Origin of the sequence: Streptomyces sp. NPDC093109 (genome assembly GCF_040701725.1) — a bacterium.
Taxonomy (GTDB): Bacteria; Actinomycetota; Actinomycetes; order Streptomycetales; family Streptomycetaceae; genus Streptomyces.
On the sequence record NZ_JBFBEZ010000039.1, the window covers coordinates 19,808 to 39,860 of the forward strand.

Genomic DNA, 20,053 nt, shown 5'->3' on the forward strand with positions numbered 1-20,053 from the left:
CACGCACCACGTAATAAGAGGAAGGCCCCGTCCCCCACCGTTCGCGGGTGGGGGACGGGGCCTTCCTCTTACGTACCGCCGGCTCAGTTGCCGAACAGGCCGCCGCCGTTGTTGCCGCCGTTGTTATTGCCTTCGTTGTTCCCGCCGCCGTTGTTGTTATTGCCGCTCTGGTTGCCGAAGATCTTGAGGGCCACGGTGTCGCCCTTGTTGACCTCGGTGCCGGCCGGCGGGTCGGTGCTGAGCACGCGGGCGTCGTCGGGAGTGCCGTTCGGGACGGAGACCTGGAGGCCGAGGGACTGGAGCTGGTTCCGTGCGTCCGCGACCGTCGGGAAGGTGAAGTTGGGGATCGTGACCTTCTCGACCTCTTCCTGCTTCGGGCCGTTGGAGATCTCCAGGGTGACCTGACTGCCCTTCTCCGCCTTCGAGTTGCCTTCCGGCGACTGCTTGACGACGGTGCCCGCCGGCTGATCCGAGTCGACCTGGCTCGTCGAGACGGTGAAGCCGAGGCCGGTCAGCTGCGCCTGCGCGTCGGCCTGCGAGTTGCCGGTCACGGGGGGCACGGTGGTCTTGGCCTGCTTGGCGATCGTCAGCGTGACCGTGGTGCCCTTCTCCACTTCCTTGTTGCCCTCGGGATCCTGGCGCAGAACCGAACCCGGGGTCGCGCTGTCCGACTCCTCCTCCTCGGTCTTGACGACGAAGCCGTCGCCTTCGAGGAGGTCGGTCGCGCTCTGCAGCTGCTTCTCGGTGACGTCCGGGACCTTGACCTGCGGAGCGCCCTCCGAGACGACGACATCGATGGTGTCGCCCGCGTCGACCTTGCCGGACTCGGGGCTCTGGCTGCAGATGGAGCCCTTGGGGACGTCGCAGCGCTTGGAGTCGGACTCCTTGATCTTGACGTCCGCGTTGGTCGCGAGGGTCTCGGCCTCGGCGAGCGTCTTGCCGACGAACTGCGGGACGTCCACCTGGCTGGTCTTGTCGCCGTCGCTGCCGTAGAGCGCCTTGCCGATGAGGATCGCGCCGACCAGTACCAGTATCCCGGCGACCGCGAGCAGCACGGTGGAGGTGCTGGACTTCTTCTGGTTGCCGCGGCGGCGGGCCGGGCGGTCGTCGTAGCCGTCGTATCCGCCGTCGTCCGGGTTCATCGGCGGGAGCATCGACGTCGGGGCGCCCTGGTGGCCCTGGTGCATCGCGGTCGTCGGCTGGTCGCCGTAGCCGCCGTCGTAGCCGACCGCGCCCATGGCGGCGGTGGCGGCGACGGGCTGGCCGTCGAGGCACGCCTCGATGTCGGCGCGCATCTCGTCGGCCGACTGGTAGCGGTAGTCCCGGTCCTTGACGAGCGCCTTGAGGACGATCGCGTCCATCTCGGGCGTGATCTCGGGGTCGAAGACGCTCGGCGGCTGCGGCTCCTCCCGTACGTGCTGGTACGCGACCGCGACCGGGGAGTCCCCGATGAAGGGCGGCCGGACGGTCAGCAGCTCGTACAGCAGGCAGCCGGTGGAGTAGAGGTCGGAACGCGCGTCGACCTGCTCGCCCTTCGCCTGCTCGGGCGAGAGGTACTGGGCGGTGCCGATCACGGCGGACGTCTGGGTCATCGTCATACCGGAGTCGCCCATGGCGCGGGCGATGCCGAAGTCCATGACCTTGACCTGGCCGGTGCGCGTCAGCATGACGTTGGCCGGCTTGATGTCGCGGTGGACGATGCCGTTGCGGTGCGAGTACTCCAGCGCCTGGAGGATGCCGACCGTCATCTCCAGGGTGCGCTCAGGCAGCAGCCGGCGCCCGGAGTGCAGCAGCTCCCGCAGGGTCGAGCCGTCGACGTGCTCCATCACGATGTACGGGAGGGAGACGCCGTCGACGTAGTCCTCGCCGGTGTCGTAGACCGCGACGATCGCCGGGTGGTTCAGGGAGGCCGCGGACTGGGCCTCCCTGCGGAACCTGGCCTGGAACGACGGGTCGCGGGCGAGGTCCGCCCGCAGGGTCTTCACGGCTACCGAGCGGCCGAGCCGGGTGTCATGGGCGAGGTAGACCTCCGCCATGCCACCACGGCCGAGCACCGAGCCCAGCTCGTACCGGCCGCCGAGGCGACGCGCCTCTTCCATAACGTTCGAGCCCTCTCCGTCAGTCCCCGACCGCACCGGCGTGTGGTCCGGCGGTGTGCTGCTGGCGCCTACGGTACCGGGCAGGCCGGACACGGTCGGCCCGTAACGGTCACCTGATATACGACCGGTATCGCAATGTGCAGGTATGGATGTGAGCCGTGATCGGTGTCACTACTTGTCGAGCACGGCCTTCATGACGTCCTTCGCGATCGGGGCGGCCAGGCCGCCGCCGGAGATGTCGTCGCGGTTGGCGCCCGAGTCCTCGACGACGACCGCGACGGCGACCGGGGAGCCCTTGTCCGTCTTCGCGTACGAGATGAACCAGGCGTACGGGTTCTTGCTGTTGTTCTCGCCGTGCTGGGCCGTGCCGGTCTTGCCGCCGACCGTCACGTTGGGGATCTGGGCGTTCTTGCCGGTGCCGTCCTTGACGACCGTCTCCATGATGCTCTGGAGCATCTGCGCGTGCTCCTGGGTGAGCGGACGGTGCAGCTCTTCGGGCTCGGTCTGGGACAGGGTGTCCACGCTGGGCGATTCGAGCCGGTCGATCATGTACGGCTTCATCAGCTTGCCGTCATTGGCGACGGCGGCGGCGATCATGGCCATCTGGAGCGGGGTGGCGCGGGTGTCGAACTGGCCGATGGAGGAGAGGGCCGTCTGGGAGTCGTTCATCTCCTCGGGGAAGTACGAGGCGTTGGAACGGACCGGGATGAACTGCTCCGCGTTGAAGCCGAACTTCTTGGCCGTCTCCAGCATGTTGTCCTTGCCGACGTTGTAGCCGAGCTTGCCGAAGACCGTGTTGCAGGACATACGGAGCGCTTCGCGCAGCGAGACGTTCTTGCAGGGGATGTTGTTCTCGTTGACCAGCGGTGTGGTGGTCCCCGGCATGATCCAGGGGAGCGGCGAGTCGGTCGCCGCGTCGACGTCCTTGACCACGCCGTGCTCCAGGCCGGCCGCTGCGGTCAGCACCTTGAAGGTGGATCCGGGCGGGTAGGTCTCGCGCAGCGCCCGGTTGAGCATCGGGTCGTCGGCGTCGTTCTTCTTGTCGAGCGCGACCCAGGCCTTGGTGTCCTTGTCGCTGTTGCCGGCGAACTTCGACGGGTCGTAGCTGGGGGTGGAGGCCAGGGCGAGGATCTTGCCCGTCTGCGGGTCGATCGCGGCGACGGCGCCCTTCTTGGTGCCGAGGCCCTCGTAGGCGGCCTTCTGGGCGGCGCCGTTGAGCGTCGTGACGACGTTGCCGCCCTTCTTCTCCTTGCCCGTGAACATCCCCAGGGTGCGGTCGAAGAAGAGCCGGTCGTCGGTGCCGGTGAGGACGCCGTCCTCCAGGTTCTCGATCTGGCTGGCGCCGAACGCCTGCGAGGCGTAGCCGGTGACGGGGGCCCACATGGGTCCGTCGATGTACGTCCGCTTGTAGACGAAGTCCGTGCTCTCGGTCTTGGCGGAGCCGGTGATGGGCTTGCCGTCGACGATGATGTTGCCGCGCTCGTAGGCGTACCGCTCGATGAGCACCCGGCGGTTGTGCTTGTTGTTGGCCAGCTCGTCGGCGCGTACGTAGGCGAGCCAGTTCTCCCGGAGCAGCAGGGCGAGCATCATCAGCCCGCAGAAGATCGCGATATGGCGCAGGGGCTTGTTCACGGTCGGACCACCTGGGTCATCTCGGCGTCGGGGGACGGGGCGGGCGCCGGCGCGGGGCGGCGGGCGGTGTCGCTGATACGGATGAGGATGCCGATCAGGGCCCAGTTGGCGAGGACGGAGGAACCGCCGTACGCGACGAACGGCATCGTCATACCGGTCAGCGGGATGAGGCCCAGGACGCCACCGGCGACGACGAAGACCTGGATGGCGAACGCGCCGGAGAGGCCGATGGCGAGGAGCTTGCCGAAGGGGTCGCGGGCGGCGAGGGCGGTGCGTACGCCGCGCTCGATGATCAGTGCGTAGATCATCAGGAAGGCCATCGTGCCGGCCAGTCCCAGTTCCTCGCCGACGGTGGTGAGGATGAAGTCGGCGTTCGCGGCGTAGGAGATGAGGTCGGAGTTGCCCTGGCCGAGGCCCGTGCCGAGGGTGCCGCCCGAGCCGAAGGACATCAGCGCCTGACCGATCTGGTCGCAGGCGTCGCTCTTCCCGTAGCAGGAGAACGGGTCGAGCCAGGCGTTGACCCGGGCCTGGACGTGCGGCTCGAACGAGGCGACGCCGACGGCCCCGCCGACCGACATCAGCAGGCCGAAGACGATCCAGCTGGTGCGCTCGGTGGCGACGTACAGCATGACCACGAAGAGACCGAAGAAGAGCAGCGAGGTGCCGAGGTCGGTCTCGAAGACCAGGATGAGGATCGAGATGCCCCAGATCGCGAGGATCGGTCCGAGGTCACGGCCGCGGGGCAGGTACAGGCCCAGGAAGCGGCGGCTGGCGAGGGCCAGGGCGTCCCGTTTCACCATCAGATAGCCGGAGAAGAAGATCGCGATGATGATCTTCGCGAACTCACCGGGCTGGATGGTGAATCCGGCGATGTTGATCCAGATCTTCGCGCCGTTCACGGCCGGGAAGAACATGGGCAGGATCAGCAGGACGAGCGCGCCGGCCATCGAGATGTACGTGTAGCGCTGAAGGATGCGGTGGTCCTTGAGCAGGATCAGTACGGCCGCGAAGAACGCGATCCCGATGGCCGAGTAGAGCAGCTGCTTGGGGGCGTCCGGGCTGAAGCCGCCTCGGAGGTTGGCTTGGTAGATCAGCCGCGGCGACTGGTCCAGCCGCCAGATCAGCACCAGCCCCAGTCCGTTGAGCAGGGTCGCCAGCGGCAGCAGCAGCGGGTCGGAGTACGGGGCGAATTTGCGCACCACGAGGTGCGCGACGCCCGCGAGCAGGCCGAGGCCGAGGCCGTAACCGGCCATGCCCGCCGGTACTTTGCCGTCGAGCGCCAGTCCCACGTTCAGGTACGCGAACACCGGGATGGCGACGGCGAAGGCGAGCATGAAGAGCTCGGTGTTGCGGCGGCTCGGTGCTTCGATCGCGCCGATGGTGGTCGTGTTGGTGACAACGCTCATGGTGGTGAAAAGCCCCCTACGGCCGCTACTGCTGCTTACCGCAGTTCGAGACCACTTTCTGTTCATCCTCGGAGAGGGTGGGGCCAGCAGTGGGGGTCGCGGTTTTCGGCTTGATGTCGGTGGTCCGGGCCGAGACGTTCGTACCGGTGGCGGTGCCTGTGCCGGTGCCTGTGGTGCTGTCGGCACTGGGCGTGATGCTCGGGCTGGGAGAGGTCTCCGTGCCGGTGCTGCCTTCGGAGTCCTCCGAGCCGGTGACCGGCTTGGAGCTCTGTTCGGCGGCGCGGCGCTGCTCGTCCTTCTCGCAGGCCGAGGCCTGGGTGGCGAGCTCGCTGATCTTGACCCGGCCGGCGGCGAGGCTGCCCTCGGCGATGGTGGCCTCGACCTGCTTGCGCTGGTACGGCGGGAGGTACTTGAGTTTGATCGCCGGGTGGTCCTTCTCGATCGTGGAGAGCGAGATCCAGGCCAGATCCTGGCTGATGCCCCGGTAGAGCGCGACGTGTTCGTCGTTGGCGCCGACGTAGTACTGGGTCTGGGTCCAGCGGTAGCCGCCGTACACGCCGCCGCCGATGACGGCGAGTGCGAGCACGGTGTAGAGGGAGCTCTTCAGCCAGCGGCGCGGTGGCCGGGGCTTGATGAACTCCTCCTCGTCGTACTGGCCGTGCCCGTGACCGCTCCCGTAGCCGCCGCCGTCGTGCATGCCGTAGTCGTCGCCGCTGCCGGGCGGGCCGAAGCCGCCGGCGGGCTGCTGCGGTACGGCGCGGCCGAGGCCGGCGGCGCGGCCGGCCGGGGTCTGCATGGCGGCGGCGTTCTCGGCGGAACTCAGCGGGAGCTGGTTCTCGGCGACGGCGCCGACCACGACCGGGGTGTCGTTGAGCTGCCCGGCCAGGGTGTCGTTGGACTCCACGTCCAGGACGTCCGCGACGATGCAGGTGATGTTGTCGGGTCCGCCGCCGCGCAGCGCGAGCTGGATCAGGGCCTGGATGGTCTCCTGCGGGCCCTGGTAGCTGGCGAGGGCCTCTTCCATCGTCTGGTGCGAGACAACGCCGGAGAGGCCGTCCGAGCAGATCAAGTAGCGGTCGCCGGCGCGGACTTCACGGATCGAGAGGTCGGGCTCGACATGGTCGCCACTGCCCAGCGCGCGCATCAGCAGGGAGCGCTGCGGGTGGGTGGTGGCCTCCTCCTCGGTGATCCGGCCCTCGTCGACCAGCCGCTGCACCCAGGTGTGGTCCTGGGTGATCTGGGTCAGTACGCCGTCGCGCAGCAGATAGGCGCGCGAGTCGCCGACGTGGACGAGGCCGAGGCGCTGGCCGGTCCACAGGAGCGCGGTGAGCGTGGTGCCCATGCCCTCCAGCTGGGGGTCCTCCTCGACCATGACCCGCAGCTGGTCGTTGGCGCGCTGCACCGCCGTACCGAGCGAGGTGAGGATGTCGGAGCCCGGTACGTCGTCGTCGAGCTGGACGAGGGTGGAGATCACCTCGGACGAGGCGACCTCGCCCGCGGCCTGGCCCCCCATGCCGTCGGCGATGGCCAGCAGCCGGGGACCGGCGTAACCGGAGTCCTCGTTCCCCTCCCGGATCATGCCTTTGTGCGACCCGGCGGCGAAACGCAGAGACAGACTCATGCGCACCTCGCCCGTCGGCTCGCCGGTCGACTGTCGCGCCAGCCGGTCTCGAGCCACACTGCCCACCCTCCGGTCGGGAGCCTGTCGCGGTCCGCTGTCGGGACCGTTGTGGCTCGCTCGCTCCGCTCGCTCATTGTCGTACTACTTCCGCAGCTCGATGACGGTCTTGCCGATGCGGATCGGAGCGCCTGGCGCGATCGGTGTCGGGGTCGTGAGCCGGGTCCGGTCGAGATAGGTGCCGTTGGTGGACCCGAGATCCTCGACGATCCACTGGCCGTCCCGGTCCGGGTAGATCCTGGCATGCCGGCTGGACGCGTAGTCGTCGTCCAGCACGATCGTCGAATCGTGGGCGCGGCCCAGCGTGATGGTCTGCCCCTGGAGCGCCACCGTGGTGCCGGTGAGCGACCCCTCGGAGACGACCAGCTTTGTGGGCGCTCCCCGGCGCTGTCTGCCCCCCTGCTGCTGGCGCTGCTGAGGCGGCGCCGGTGTCTGGCGTGGCTGCTGCGGGCGGGCGTCGGCGTTGCGGCGTGAGCCGCGCTGCGTGACGCGTGTTCCGAACAGATCGCTGCGGATGACCTGTACGGCCACGATCACGAACAGCCACAGAACGGCCAGAAAACCTAGCCGCATGACCGTCAGGGTCAGCTCTGACATTGCCCCCGCTTCACCCTTCGGCTTGCCTGAATACGATGGTGGTGTTGCCCACGACGATCCGCGAGCCGTCGCGGAGCGTAGCGCGGGTGGTGTGCTGTCCGTCTACCACGATGCCGTTGGTGGACCCGAGATCCTGGACCGTGGAGGGCGTTCCGGCCCGGATCTCGCAGTGTCGGCGCGATACCCCCGGGTCGTCGATCCGTACGTCGGCCTCGGTGCTGCGGCCGAGGACCAGTGTCGCGCGGGAGATCTGGTGGCGGGTGCCGTTGATCTCGATCCAGCGGCGCACCTGGCCGCCGGGCGGTCCGCCCTGGCCGGGGCCGGCGTGGCCTCCGGCGGGCGAGGAGGCAGGCAGCGGGGGCACCGCGACGGGCGGGTAGCCGTAGCCGCCCGGGGCGCCCTGCGGGGGTGAGGCCGGCTGCGGCGGGGCGGAGTGGCCGCGCCCGGGGCCCTGTCCGTGTCCGGCCGCGCCCGCGCCGCCCGGCTGCGGGCCGGCGGACTGGGGGCCGGCGGGCCCCGACGAGCTGGACGCGAGGGTCCGGCTGCGTACCCGGTACAGGCCGGTGTCGAGGTCCTCGGCCTTCTCCAGGTGGACCTTGATGGGCCCCATGAAGGTGTAGCGCTGCTGCTTCGCGTAGTCCCGGACGAGGCCGGACAGCTCGTCGCCGAGCTGGCCGGAGTAGGGGCTGAGCCGCTCGTAGTCCGGCGTGCTCAGCTCCACGATGAAGTCATTGGGGACGACGGTCCGCTCGCGGTTCCAGATGCTCGCGTTGTTGTCGCACTCCCGCTGGAGGGCGCCCGCGATCTCGACCGGCTGGACCTCGGACTTGAACACCTTCGCGAAGGTGCCGTTGACCAAACCTTCGAGACGCTGTTCGAAACGCTTCATGACTCCCATGGGGCACCTCCTCGGTCGTTGCCGTCCTCGTACTGCTTACTGATCGTATCCACGCGTCGGGAAATCGGCTGGTTCCCCTTGTCTGCCCCGTTGATGAGTGTCCCCTCTCACACGGGATCGTAGAGCCGCCCCGACGCCAGTGTCCCGCACCCCGGGGGTACTCAGGAGGAGTGGGGGCGGTCGCTGTGCGTTCCCTGTTCGAGGGCCGGGCCGCCGACGGGAATGGATGTGAGGGCACCGCCCGGTGCGTGCTAATCTTCTCGATGTCGCCAGGAGCACACACCAGCAGGTGAGGCACCGAACGGCACACCCAATGCGCGGGTGGCGGAATAGGCAGACGCGCTGGATTCAGGTTCCAGTGCCCGAAAGGGCGTGGGGGTTCAACTCCCCCCTCGCGCACAGAAGGAACGGGCGGCACCGTAACTACGGTGCCGCCCGTTCCGCGTTCCGTTGTGGATCTTCGGTCGCTCTGGGGCGGCCGGTGCCTCCGTGGCCCTGCCCCAGGCTCCCTGGCTCCCCGCCGGCCCGCCGCCGGCCCCCCCCCGCTCCCCCCGTTTACCCCTCGGATGTGAACTACGTCTCAGGGCCGGGCGCCGGCGCGCGGTGGTCTTGTGCGGTCCTTCTGGCGTCGCTTTTACGGAGTGCGGTCGCCCGCGCATGCCCGCTCACTCGCACTTGCACTCACTTGCACTCACTCGCACTCACTCGCGTACGCCCGCGTACGCCCGCGTACGCCCGCGTACGCCCGCGGCGGTCTTACTGACCGATATTCAGGGTGCTGTCGGGGTGACCCTCTCGGCGGCTTTGAAGGCAAATCAAATCGCCGTTTTCCGAAGTAAATTCTTCCCAAAGGCTTGGTGTCCTTCGGTGGTCAATGTCCTTCCGGGAGTTCGGCTGTCGCGGGAGATTTCCACGCTCTTTGGAGAGTGTGACGGGAAGCTTCCGCCGGCCTCCCTCCGGGGTGTGACGGGACCGGGCTCCGCGCGGTGAGCCCGGTGGGGCGGCCTGTGGGGTGTACGGCCTCCGGTGGCCGGCGGGCGGCGGGTTGTCCGCTCGGGGCGTGTCTCGATCGCTTACGCCCACCGTCAGTAAATACGGCACCAGATTCTTTCTGTTACACATCTGGAAATCGGAATGTAACGGTCAAGTTGCTTGCGGCGAAACCGTGCAGGTCAGGAATCTGGATCCCTGCTTGATATTCCGTGGGTTCAGCGTCAGGACGGTGTGCTCTCCCTCGTGCCCGGTGAGGTTTGTTGGGGATTTCCTACCGATTTCCCGCAATTTCTGCTCGCGCTTTCTGTCCTTTGACAAGCGCGACGAGCGGTTCTTATTGTCGGGCGGGTATCCGGGGCCCCGACGTCGTGGTTCCCGGGCTGACCTGGTCGACGGGGGACGATGACAGGTGCCGGACCGATCCGCCGGTTATAAGCGGATCTGACTCTTCTCTTTCTTAGCTCTCGGGTGGGGGCCGCGCGTGCCGCGCCGCCCCTCTGTCTACCGGCTGCCGTCACCGCTGCCCTTTCGCGGTCGCGCGCCGACTCACCAGCACGTGCGAGGACATTCCGCAGACCGTTCGGCATGCCGTTCCGGTGACCCCCGGGCACGGCGGCCGACGCAGAGGAAGAAGGCATCCCACATGACCACAGCCGTGACGACGACGCGGACCATCGTGGACCTGTTGCGCGACGCCGCCCGGGACCACGCGGAGTCCGGGCTGCGCTATCCCCGGGGCGCGAACGACCGGGACGCGCCCCTCCAGCGCTACTCCGACCTGCTCGACGCGGCCCGCTCGGTCCTCGCCGGCCTGCGGGAACGCGGCCTCGCCCCACGGGACAAGGTCGTCCTGCTCCTGGAGAAACCGCAGGAGTTCCTCGCCGCGTTCTGGGCCTGCCAGCTCGGCGGGTTCGTACCGTGCCCGATGGCCGCCCTGGGCGGGGACCCGGAGCGCTGGGCGGCGCAGCTCACGCACGTCGACAGCCTCCTCGACCATCCGCTGATCGTCACCAGCGCCACCCTCGCCGCCGAACTCCCGTACGCCGAGGGCCTGAGCGTCGTCCCGCTGGAGGAACTGCGCGCCGAGCACCCCGAGGTCCCCGAGGACTCCTTCTACGAGGCCGAGTCCAAGGACACCGCCGTTCTCGTGCTGACGTCCGGCTCCACCGGTAACTCCAAGGCCGTGATGCTCAGCCACGCCAATCTGCTCGCCTCCATGGCCGGCAAGAACGGCTGCCACGGGCTGACCGCCGAGGACACCAGCCTCAACTGGGTCTCCTTCGACCATGTCGCCGCCCTCCTCGAATGCCACCTGCTGCCGCTGTCCGCGGGCAGCACCCAGCTGCACGTCGAGGCGTCCGTGGTGCTCCAGGAGCCGCTGGACTTCCTGCGGATCATCTCCCGTTACGGCGTCACCATGAGCTTCACCCCCAACTTCCTGCTGGGGCTGATCAACCCGCAGGCCGACCGGCTCGACGAGACGGACGGCGACGAGATCGACCTGTCCAAGCTGCGGCACATCATCAGCGGTGGCGAGGCCGTCGTCCGCACTACCGGCGAGACCTTCCTCAGCCGCTTCGCGCCGTACGGGCTGCGCGCCGACGCGCTGTGGCCCGCGTTCGGGATGTCGGAGACCTGCGCCGGCAGCGTCTACTCCGTCGACTTCCCGGCGGCCGACCAGGGGCAGGAATTCGCCAATCTTGGCCGGCCCGTCGAGGGGCTGCGCATCCGCGTCGCCGACGACGTCCACCGCGAACTCCCGGCGGGCGAGGTGGGCGAACTCCAGCTCAACGGCCCGATGATCACGGCTGGTTACTACAACAACGAGCAGGCCACGCAGGACGCCTTCACTCCCGACGGCTGGTTCCGCAGCGGTGATCTCGGCCGGATCGACGACGGCCGGCTCACCCTCGTCGGGCGCAGCAAGGACAGCGTCATCGTCAATGGCGTCAACTACTTCAGCCACGACATCGAGACGCTCCTCGAAGGCCTCGACGACGTGGCCCGCTCGTACGTCGCCGCCTTCCCCACCCGCGCCCCCGGCAGCGACACCGAGCAGCTCGTGATCGCCTTCCACCCGGAGTGCGCGGACGGCGACGAGCTGGCCCTGTACCGGGTGCTGAGCGCGGTGCGCGGCAGCGTCGTCATGCACTGGGGCTTCCGGCCCGCGATCGTCCTGCCGCTGCCGAAGGACGCCTTCCCCAAGACCAGCCTCGGCAAGATCCAGCGCGCGCTGATGCGCAAGCGGCTGGAGGCCGGGGCGTACGACGAGGTGAAGGCCGCCGTCGACGACCTGGTGCTGCGCCGGCTCGGCGGCTACACCGCGCCCGAGGGCGACACGGAGAGGGCCCTCACCGGCATCTACGCCGAGATGTTCGACACGGACCCCGCCCGGATGAGCGCCACCGCCAACTTCTTCGACCTGGGCGGCACCTCGCTGGACATCCTGCGGCTGCGTTCCCTGGTCGCCCAGCGGCTCGGCGCGGACGGCCTGCAGATCATCACCGTGCTGCGGGCGCCCACCGCGCGCGCTCTGGCCGCCCACCTCCACGGGACGGCGGACGGCGAGGAGGAGTACGACCCGATCGTGCCGATGCAGGTCACCGGCGACAGGACCCCGCTGTTCTGCGTCCATCCGGGCGTCGGAGAGGTTCTCGTCTTCGTCAACCTCGCCAAGTACTTCGTGGGCGAACGGCCCTTCTACGCCCTGCGCGCCCGTGGCTTCAACCCCGGCGAGAAGCCCTTCGGGAGCTTCGCCGAGATGGTCGACACGTACGTCCTAGCCATCCGGTCCCGGCAGCCGCACGGTCCGTACGCCGTCGCGGGGTACTCGTACGGCGGCGCGGTCGCCTTCGAGATAGCCAAGGTGCTCGAAGCGCAGGGCGAGCGCGTCGACTTCGTCGGCAGCTTCAACCTGCCGCCGCACATCAAGTACCGCATGAACGAGCTGGACTTCGTCGAGACCGCCGCCAACCTGGCGTTCTTCCTGGAGCTGATCGACAAGAAGCAGTCGCTCGAACTGCCGTCGCTACTGCGGTCGCTGCCCAGGGAGGAGCAGCTCGCGTACCTCATGGACCAGGCGCCCGAGGGCCGGCTCGCCGACCTCGACCTCACCTTCGAGAAGTTCAGGGCATGGGCGGAACTCGCCGACGGTCTCACCAACCTCGGCCGCGGCTACGCGCCCGGCGGCACGGTCCGTTCGATGAGCGTCTTCTACGCCATCCCGCTGCGCGGCACCAAGGAGGAGTGGCTCAGGAACGAGCTGCGCCGCTGGGACGAGCACGCCACCGGCGAGAACCGCTACATCGACGTCCCCGGCGAGCACTACACGCTGATGGGCCCGGCGCACGTGGCGACCTTCCAGTCGATCCTGCGCAAGGAGCTGGACCGCGCCCTCGGCGACGCCTGACCCGCACCGATTCCCGCTCCACGACCCCGAGGAGGGGCAGTAAGTGAACGGCAAGAAGATTCTGGTGACCGGTGCCACCGGACAGGTGGCGGGGCCGGTCGCCGAGGCACTGGCCGGCGGCAACGAGGTGTGGGCGCTGGGCCGCTTCGGCGCCCCCGGAGCCGAGGAGGAGCTGACCCGCCTCGGCATCCGTACGTTCCGCTGGGACATGGACGACACCACCGCCGACTCCCTCAAGGGCCTGCCGGAGGACTTCACCCATGTCTTCCACTCCGCGGTGCGCCGCGGTGAGGACGGCGACTTCAACGCGGCCGTCGAGGTCAACTCGGTCGCCGCGGGGCGCCTGATGACCCACTGCCGTACCGCGGAGGCGTTCCTGTACGTCTCCACCGGCGCCCTGTACGCCCGCCAGACCCTCGACCACAAGTACACCGAGACCGACCCGCTGGACGGCAAGGCCGACTGGCTGCCCGCCTATCCCGTGGTCAAGATCGCGGCCGAGGGTACGGTCCGGGCGTTCGCGCAGACCCTCGGCCTGCCCACCGTCATCGCACGCCTCAACATCGCCTATGGCCCCGGCGGTTACGGCGGTGTGCCGATGCTGTACTTCAAGCGCATGCTCGCGGGCGAGCCGATCCCGGTGCCGCTGGAGGGCCAGAACTGGACCTCGTTGCTGTACACCGATGATCTCGTCGAGCAGGCCCCGCACCTGTGGAACGCGGCGAGCGTCCCGGTGACCCTGACCAACTGGGGCGGCGACGAGTCAGTCGGCATCACCGACTGCGTCCGCTACCTGGAGGAACTCACCGGGGTCGAGGCGAACCTCGTACCGAGCGAGGTCACCCGGGAGACCTACCAGTTCGACCCGACGCTGCGCCGCTCGCTCACGGGACCGTGCAAGGTGCCGTGGCGCGTGGGCATTCGGCGCACTCTCGCGGCCCTCTATCCCGAACAGCTCAAGAAGTGAAGTGAGAGGAACGGCTTCCGTCATGACCGACAGCACCAGCAACGCAGGCATAACGGACAACGGTACGGACGGGGTGAGCGGCGCCGATCCACTGGCGCCGATCCACCGGGCCTACGCGGCTTTCGCGGCCCGCGACGTGGGCGCGCTCCTGGACGCCTTCGACCCGGACATCGAGTGGGTGCACCCCGAGGGGATGGACCTGTACGGCCTCGGCGGCACCAAGCACGGGCACGCCGGTGTCAAGGAGTTCCTCGCGCATGTGCCCACGGTCCTCGGCGGTATGCGGCTGCGTCCGGACGAATTCGTCGGCGGGGGCGAGCGCGTGGTCGTCTTCGGCCACCGGGACATCACCTCCCTGAGCGGCTACACGGAGACGCTGCCGTTCGTGCACTCCTGGTTCCTGCGCGAGGGGCGGGCCGTCCGTATGGAGGACATCTTCGACACCGTCGCGTTCCACCGTGTGATCGAGAGCTGACGGGCCACGATGACATACGCCTATCTCGGTCCGGAGGGGACCTTCACACAGACCGCGCTGCGCCGGCTGCTCTCGGCGGCGGATCCCGGGGCCGACGCGGAGGGGGAAGCCGCGGACAGGAATGCCGCGGACAGGAATGCCGAGCACCGGAACGCCGCGCACCGGAACGCCGAACACCGGGATGCCGCGCACCGGCCGTTCCCGAGCGTGCCCGCCGCGCTGGAGGCGGCCCGGCGGGGCGAGTGCGACGCGGCGGTGGTGCCGCTGGAGAACTCGGTGCGCGGCGTCGTACCCGCCACCATGGACCAGCTGGCCTCGGCGGAGATGCACATCAACGCCGAGATCGAGGTGCCGGTCACCTTCGCCCTGATGGCCCCGGAGGGCGTCGCGTTGGAGGAGGTGACCGTGGTGCACAGCCATCCGCACGCGCTGGGCCAGTGCCAGGACTGGCTGCGCGACCGGCTGCCCGGGGCCCGTACCCGTACGGCCGCCTCGACCGCCGCGGCGGCCCGGGACGTCGCCGGGGCGGGCGTCGTCGGGCACGCGGCCGTCGCGGCGGCGCCGGCCGCCGAGCTGTACGGGCTGCGGATCCTCGCCACCGGTCTCGGCCGGGAGGCGGGGGCCGTGACCCGGTTCGTGTCGGTGGCGCCCCGCTGGTCCCACCCGGCCAGGACCGTACGCGAACGCACCTCCCTGCTGGTGTCGTTGGGCACCGCGGGCCCTGCCCTCGTCCCCGACGTCCTCAACGAGTTCCGTACGTTCGGCATCGCCCTGTCCTGGATCCAGTCCTGGCCGACGGGCCGGGCGCTCGGGAGTTACCACCTGTTCCTCGACGTCGACGCCCACATCGACACGCGTCCGCTGCGGCAGGCCATGGCGGCCGTCGGCGCACTGGGTCTGGAGATGCGCTTCATGGGCAGCTATCCGCGCTGGTCGGCCTCTGTGCCCGCGTTCGTGCCGGCCTTGCCGGCCTCCGCCTCCGGAGAGAGCGGTCGGCTGTCGGTGGTGGGTGTGGGCTGATCGCCGGGGTTCGCGTCGGCCGAGGGGTGGTGGACCGGTTCCGCCGGCGGGCGGCGCAGCTCGTCGGCAGCCTCCCGTACGGCCGGCAGCAGGGCCGCCACCTGCGGGCTGTCCCGGGCGCCCGCGCGCACCACGAGGGTGATCCGGCGCAGCGGCCGGATCCCCTTCAGCGTGAGGCGCGCGACCGGATGCCCCGGCCGGTCGGGCACCAGGTCGGGTACGAGCGCGACGCCCCAGCCCAGCGAGACCAGCCCGAACACGGCCTGCATGTCCCCGATGTCGGAGATGATGTCGGGGACGAAACCGGCGTCGGAGCACAGGTGCAGGGCCAGCCGGCCGAGTCTGGACGTCCGGTCCAGCAGCCACGGCTGCTCCGCGAACTCGGAGAGGGCGCGCGGCTCCTCGCCCCGGGCCAGGGGGTGACCGGGCGCGATGACCAGGCGGATGCGGTCGCCGATCACCTCCTCCTCGTACAGTCCCGGCACCCGTGGCTCCGGCACCTGCGGGTAGCCCGAGGCCAGGACGGCGTCGAGCCGCCCCAGCCGGACCGTCTGGCGGCCTTTGTCGGGGTCGACGGCGTGCAGGGTGATGCGCAGTTCCGGATGGCGCGCGCGCAACCGGTTCAACGCCGGGACCAGCAGGGACGGGCCTTCGTGCAGCGGTACGCCCACCCGCAGCTCGCCGGTGACCTCGCCGTCCCGGGCGAGTAACTCCGCCTCGGCGGATTCGAGTTGGGTGAGGATACGTTCGGTGTGGGCGACCAGCAGCCGGCCGGCTGCGGTGAGTTCGGCCCGTTTGCTGCTGCGGTCAAGCAGCTCGGCGCCGGTCTCCGCCTCCAGGGCGGACAGTTGCTGGGAGACCGCGGAACGCGTGTAGTTCAGTGCCTGCGCGGCGGCGGCGATCGAGCCCCGGGCCCCGACCTCGCGCAGCAGGACCAGTTTCCGTACGTCCAGCACCGTCATCCTCCCTAACGCTTCAGGTTAAGAAGTAGCACGCCAGGCGACGGGACAACGGTTCCGGCGGGGAATTAAATGGAGATCAACTCCACTCAACGGACCCAACGGACAAGGGACTTACGCCATGCCCACACTGCTGCACCTCGACTCCAGCCCCCGTCACGGTTCCGTCTCCCGCAAGATCTCGGGCGAGTTCGCGGAGACGTGGCGCAAAACCCACCCCGAGGGCACCTACGTCTACCGCGACCTGGCCGCCGCCCCCGTGCCGCATGTCGACGACGCGCAGATCAAGGTCATGCACCGCTTGGAGGCGGAGGGCGTGCGCGACCTGGAGGCGACCCGGGAGGCGGCGCGGACGCCCGAGGAGGCCGCGAGCTGGGCGGTGACCTGGCCGCTGATCGAGGAACTCCTCGCGGCCGACACGATCCTGCTCGGGGTGCCGATGTACAACTTCTCGGTGGCGTCCACGTTCAAGGCATGGTTCGACCGTGTCCTGATCGCGCCGCTGATCGCCGACCCGGCCACCGGCGAGGGCCCGCTGTCCGGCAAGAAGGTCGTGGTGGCCTCCGCGCGCGGCGGTGCGTACGGGCCGGGCACGCCCCGCCACGGCTTTGATTACCAGGAGCCGTACCTGAAGGCGGCACTCGGGATGGTGGGCCTCGCCACCGACCTGACGTTCCTGCACGCGGAGCTGACCAAGTCGGAGCACGTGCCCCGGCTCTTCCAGTTCAGGGAGCTGGCGGCCACGTCGTACGCGACGGCGCTCGACGGCGCCCGTACGCACGGCGAGGCCTGACGAGGGCCTGACAGGGCCTGACAGGGCCTGACGAGGGCCTGACGAGGGCTCCTGACGGCCCGGCCCGCCGGCCCGGCCCGGCCCGCCGGGGGACCGCTCTCACCGCAGCGGGAAGTCGTGGCCGAACACGTTCTCGGGGTCGTACCTGGCCTTGAGCGCACGGAGCCGGGACAGGGCCGGCTCGGGGAACGCCTCGGCGAGGACCTCGGGGGAGCGGCGGGTGTCGAAGCTGAGGTACATGCCGTTCACCTCCGGGGCGAGCCGCGCCCAGTGGGCGTCCAGGAAGCGTTCCCGTTCGGGAGCGGTCGCGGAGAGCAACTGGAAGTTCTGGACGCGGTGGGAGTAGGCGGTGGCCGACTCGTCGATGTCGTTGACCGCGCCGCCCAGCGAGCGGAGCTGCCCCATCAGCACCTGCCCCGACGCCAGCCCCTCCGCGAGGGCGCGCGCGGTGTGCGCGGAGAGGCGGTCGAGCAGTCCGGAGCGGGTGACGCCCAGGCCCCGACCGTGGTGCGGCGCGCCGCTGACCGGCACCAGCGCCTGGTACGGGGCGAGCACCGCCTCCTGGTGCAGCAGGGGTCCCAGGCCCAGCAGGGGGGTCAGCACCCGCTCGGCGGAGTCGGGCCGGTCCCCCGCGTAGACCGCGGCGACATGGGCCACGGCGGGCCGGCCCGGTGCGGCGGGCCTGAGGGTGAGGAGGCTCGTCAGCTCGCGGGGCGCGGCGGCGAGGACGGCACCCCACTCCTCGACGAGCGGCGCGGCGTCCCCCGCGTCGAAGACCAGGTTGGCGAAGACGACCTCGCCGGCCTCCGACGCCTCCAGCTCCACCGCCGTGACGATGCCGAAGTAGCCGCCCGCGCCGAGGACCGCCCAGAGCAGGTCGGGGTGGTGCTCCGCGTCGGCGCGGACGAACGTGCCGTCGGCCAGGACGAGTTCGACGGCCGTCACACGGTCGATGGTCAGCCCGTCCCGCCGCGCGAACCAGCCCATGCCGCCCGCGGTGACCAGTCCGCCCACGCCCACGTCGCCGCTGTCGCCGGAGCTGACGGCGAGCCCGTGCGCGGCGAGGTCCTGCGCGACCTTCCCCCAGCGGGCGCCCGCGCCGATCCGGACCAGCCGCCGCGCCCGGTCGAGCACCGTCACTCCGTCGAGGCGGGAGACATCGACGACGACACCGCCGTCGTTGGTCGACCGTCCGCTGAGTCCGTGCCCACCGCTGCGCACGGACACCACCGCGCCCCGCGCGCGGGCGTACGCCAGTGCCGCGGCCGTCTCCCGCGCGCTCTCGGGGAAGATCACCGCGGCCGGGGCGCCCCGGTGCGCGAATCCGTGGCGCACCTGTGGGTAGCGGGCGTCGGACGGCAGGACCGTCCGGCCTATGAGGGAGGGCGGTAACGCGGCGTGGGTGAGGCCCTGATCCGTCATGACGGGGAGGTCCCTTCGGAGGATGTGGGAGGGGTGACGGGCCCGTCGAGGGGCCCGAGGACGCACCGCAGCGTGCGCGTCAGATACGCCACGAGCCGCTCCGGCGGCATCTCGGCCACCGGGCCGTCCCGCAGTACGTAGCGACTGAAGGTGATGCCGACGAGATGGGAGGCGAGCAGGTCGACGCGCTCGTCCGTGCCGGGCCCGCTCAGCACCGTGCGGTAGGCCTCCGCGCTGCTGCGCCGCATCGCCGCGTACAGCCCGGTGGCGGCCCGCTCGTCGGAGGCGGCGCTACGGATCACCGCGAGGAACGGGTCGGTGTCGTCGCCGCGCTCCATGCGTTCGACGAAGGCCCGCGCGATCCGGTCCGGCAGGGTCTCGGGCGGGCCGGGTACGAGTTCGGGCAGGTCCCGCGGGCCGGGCACGGCGGCGAGGAACAACTGCTCCTTCGATCCGAAGTGGCGCATGACCAGACCGTGGGTGACACCGGCCCGCCCCGCGATCTCCCGGATGGTGGCACGGACGTAGCCGCGCTCGGCGAACGCGGCCCGCGCCGCCTCCAGGATCGCCTCGCGGTGGGCTTCCGGGGCGCGGACGTGTTTCTTCCTGGTGAGGGTCGGCACGCCAGGAAATTCTGGTGGGTCCTTGCTCATCCTCATAATGTACATCTGGTCATTAGCGTGGGTGTGGCCGGCGGATGACGGGTCGATGGCCGGCCGGGCATCGGCGGGAGGGCGCCCCGGCATCGGCGGGAGGGCGCCCCGGACCGGGCTGTGAGCACCGGCCGTCGTGGGCGCCCGTACGCTGGACGGGTGATGCACGACGCCCCTGGGGAGCCGATGATCCGTAACGACGACGAGCAGGACGTACGACGGCAGGCTGAGGCGCGGCCCGAGGCGCGGCTGGAGAAGGCCGTGCGCGCCGCCGAGCAGGCGCTGATCGAGTTCGAGATCGCGCTGGAGACGTTCCGGATCGAGGTGGAGAACTTCTCCCGGCTGCACCACCAGCGCCTCGGCCCGATGTACGCCCGGCTGGACGAACTGGACGCGATGATCGCCGAGGCGCGCGCGGCCCGTACCGGCGATCCCGAGGATCTGCGCAAGGCGCGGGAGGCGCGGGCGCTGGTGCAGCCGATGCCGGGGGTGGACGAGCTGTTCCACGAGTGGCTCGACTCGGACGGCCTGTCGCCGGAGGCCGCGGCGATGCTGACGGACCAGCCCGTACGGCCGCCCGCGCGGGTCCGGCCGGGCGACGAGGCGCGCAAGCTCTACCGCGAACTGGTCCGCAAGGCGCACCCGGACCTGGCGCGGGAGGACAACGAGCGGGCGCGGCGCGAGGAGTTCCTCACCCGGGTCAACGCCGCGTACGGGCGTGGGGACGAGCCCCTGCTGCGGGAGCTGGCGGACGAGTGGGCGGCGGGGCCGGCGCCGGTGGCGGGACGGCTGAGCGAGAGCGAGGAGCTGTACGCCCGGCTGGAGTGGCTGTCGCAGCGCAAGGAGATGCTGTCGGTGGTCGCGAAGGAGCTGGAGGAGAGCGCGATCGGCGCGATGCTCAGGATGGCGCCCGACGATCCGGACCGGCTGCTGGAGGAGATCGCCGAGCAGCTGCTCGCGGAGGTCTCCGAGCGCGAGAGGGAACTGGGCAGGCTGGTGGAGTAGGTGGAGTAGGTTTTCCGGGGCTTTGGGCTTCCGGAGCAACGGCTCCT

Annotated in this window: 15 protein-coding genes and 1 tRNA gene; 7 read left to right on the plus strand and 9 right to left on the minus strand. The window is 70.0% G+C overall.

Annotated features, from left to right (window positions below):
* Positions 1-83: 83 nt before the first annotated feature.
* The 6 genes from pknB to AB0389_RS29525 all read right to left on the minus strand — a co-directional run bounded on the left by pknB (position 84) and on the right by AB0389_RS29525 (position 8,310).
* Complete coding sequence (gene pknB / locus AB0389_RS29500; RefSeq protein WP_366398562.1) at positions 84-2,099, minus strand: Stk1 family PASTA domain-containing Ser/Thr kinase; 2,016 nt, start codon at positions 2,097-2,099, stop codon at positions 84-86.
* 171 nt (positions 2,100-2,270) lie between these two features.
* The gene (locus tag AB0389_RS29505) at positions 2,271-3,731 is read right to left on the minus strand and encodes a penicillin-binding protein 2 (protein WP_366398563.1); all 1,461 of its coding nucleotides are present in this window, start codon (positions 3,729-3,731) and stop codon (positions 2,271-2,273) included.
* Complete coding sequence (locus AB0389_RS29510; RefSeq protein ID WP_366398564.1) at positions 3,728-5,137, minus strand: FtsW/RodA/SpoVE family cell cycle protein; 1,410 nt, start codon at positions 5,135-5,137, stop codon at positions 3,728-3,730. The genes AB0389_RS29505 and AB0389_RS29510 overlap by 4 nt, the downstream gene beginning before the upstream one ends.
* A gap of 25 nt (positions 5,138-5,162) precedes the next feature.
* Complete coding sequence (locus tag AB0389_RS29515; protein ID WP_366398565.1) at positions 5,163-6,758, minus strand: PP2C family serine/threonine-protein phosphatase; 1,596 nt, start codon at positions 6,756-6,758, stop codon at positions 5,163-5,165.
* A 141-nt stretch (positions 6,759-6,899) separates the two neighbouring features.
* A complete protein-coding gene (locus tag AB0389_RS29520; protein ID WP_114660273.1) occupies positions 6,900-7,412 on the minus strand; it encodes an FHA domain-containing protein in 513 nt (170 codons plus the stop codon).
* Between the two features lie 10 nt (positions 7,413-7,422).
* Positions 7,423-8,310, minus strand: coding sequence for a DUF3662 and FHA domain-containing protein (locus AB0389_RS29525; protein ID WP_366398566.1), 888 nt, complete (start codon positions 8,308-8,310; stop codon positions 7,423-7,425).
* A gap of 315 nt (positions 8,311-8,625) precedes the next feature.
* Here AB0389_RS29525 and AB0389_RS29530 point away from each other — a divergent pair.
* The 5 genes from AB0389_RS29530 to pheA all read left to right on the plus strand — a co-directional run bounded on the left by AB0389_RS29530 (position 8,626) and on the right by pheA (position 15,174).
* A tRNA-Leu gene (locus AB0389_RS29530) sits at positions 8,626-8,709 on the plus strand.
* A gap of 1,237 nt (positions 8,710-9,946) precedes the next feature.
* Positions 9,947-12,712, plus strand: coding sequence for a non-ribosomal peptide synthetase (locus AB0389_RS29535; protein WP_366398567.1), 2,766 nt, complete (start codon positions 9,947-9,949; stop codon positions 12,710-12,712).
* Between the two features lie 43 nt (positions 12,713-12,755).
* Positions 12,756-13,679, plus strand: coding sequence for an NAD(P)-dependent oxidoreductase (locus AB0389_RS29540; protein WP_366398568.1), 924 nt, complete (start codon positions 12,756-12,758; stop codon positions 13,677-13,679).
* A gap of 22 nt (positions 13,680-13,701) precedes the next feature.
* On the plus strand, positions 13,702-14,154 hold the full coding sequence (locus tag AB0389_RS29545; protein WP_366398569.1) for a nuclear transport factor 2 family protein: 453 nt from the start codon (positions 13,702-13,704) through the stop codon (positions 14,152-14,154).
* Positions 14,155-14,163: 9 nt separating this feature from the next.
* The gene (gene pheA, locus AB0389_RS29550; protein WP_366398570.1) at positions 14,164-15,174 is read left to right on the plus strand and encodes a prephenate dehydratase; all 1,011 of its coding nucleotides are present in this window, start codon (positions 14,164-14,166) and stop codon (positions 15,172-15,174) included.
* On the opposite strand, the gene AB0389_RS29555 is transcribed toward pheA, so the two are convergent.
* Positions 15,075-16,136: a LysR family transcriptional regulator gene (locus AB0389_RS29555; RefSeq protein ID WP_366398571.1), complete on the minus strand. Its 1,062-nt coding sequence runs from the start codon at positions 16,134-16,136 to the stop codon at positions 15,075-15,077. The two genes, pheA and AB0389_RS29555, sit on opposite strands and share 100 nt — an antisense overlap.
* A gap of 118 nt (positions 16,137-16,254) precedes the next feature.
* On the opposite strand from AB0389_RS29555, the gene AB0389_RS29560 reads away from it, so the two are divergent.
* Positions 16,255-16,926, plus strand: coding sequence for an NAD(P)H-dependent oxidoreductase (locus AB0389_RS29560; protein ID WP_366398572.1), 672 nt, complete (start codon positions 16,255-16,257; stop codon positions 16,924-16,926).
* 99 nt (positions 16,927-17,025) lie between these two features.
* Here AB0389_RS29560 and AB0389_RS29565 read toward each other — a convergent pair whose 3' ends face one another.
* Together AB0389_RS29565 and AB0389_RS29570 are read right to left on the minus strand one after the other, a co-directional pair.
* Positions 17,026-18,348, minus strand: a complete 1,323-nt coding sequence (locus AB0389_RS29565) for an FAD-binding oxidoreductase (RefSeq protein ID WP_366398573.1) — start codon at positions 18,346-18,348, stop codon at positions 17,026-17,028.
* Entirely contained in the window at positions 18,345-19,001 is a 657-nt protein-coding gene (locus tag AB0389_RS29570; protein WP_366398574.1) for a TetR family transcriptional regulator, read from the minus strand. The genes AB0389_RS29565 and AB0389_RS29570 overlap by 4 nt, the downstream gene beginning before the upstream one ends.
* Positions 19,002-19,187: 186 nt before the next feature.
* Here AB0389_RS29570 and AB0389_RS29575 point away from each other — a divergent pair, with 186 nt between their 5' ends.
* Positions 19,188-20,006 carry a hypothetical protein gene (locus AB0389_RS29575; RefSeq protein WP_366398604.1) on the plus strand — a complete coding sequence of 273 codons (819 nt, stop codon included), beginning with the start codon at positions 19,188-19,190 and terminating at the stop codon, positions 20,004-20,006.
* Positions 20,007-20,053: the final 47 nt, after the last annotated feature.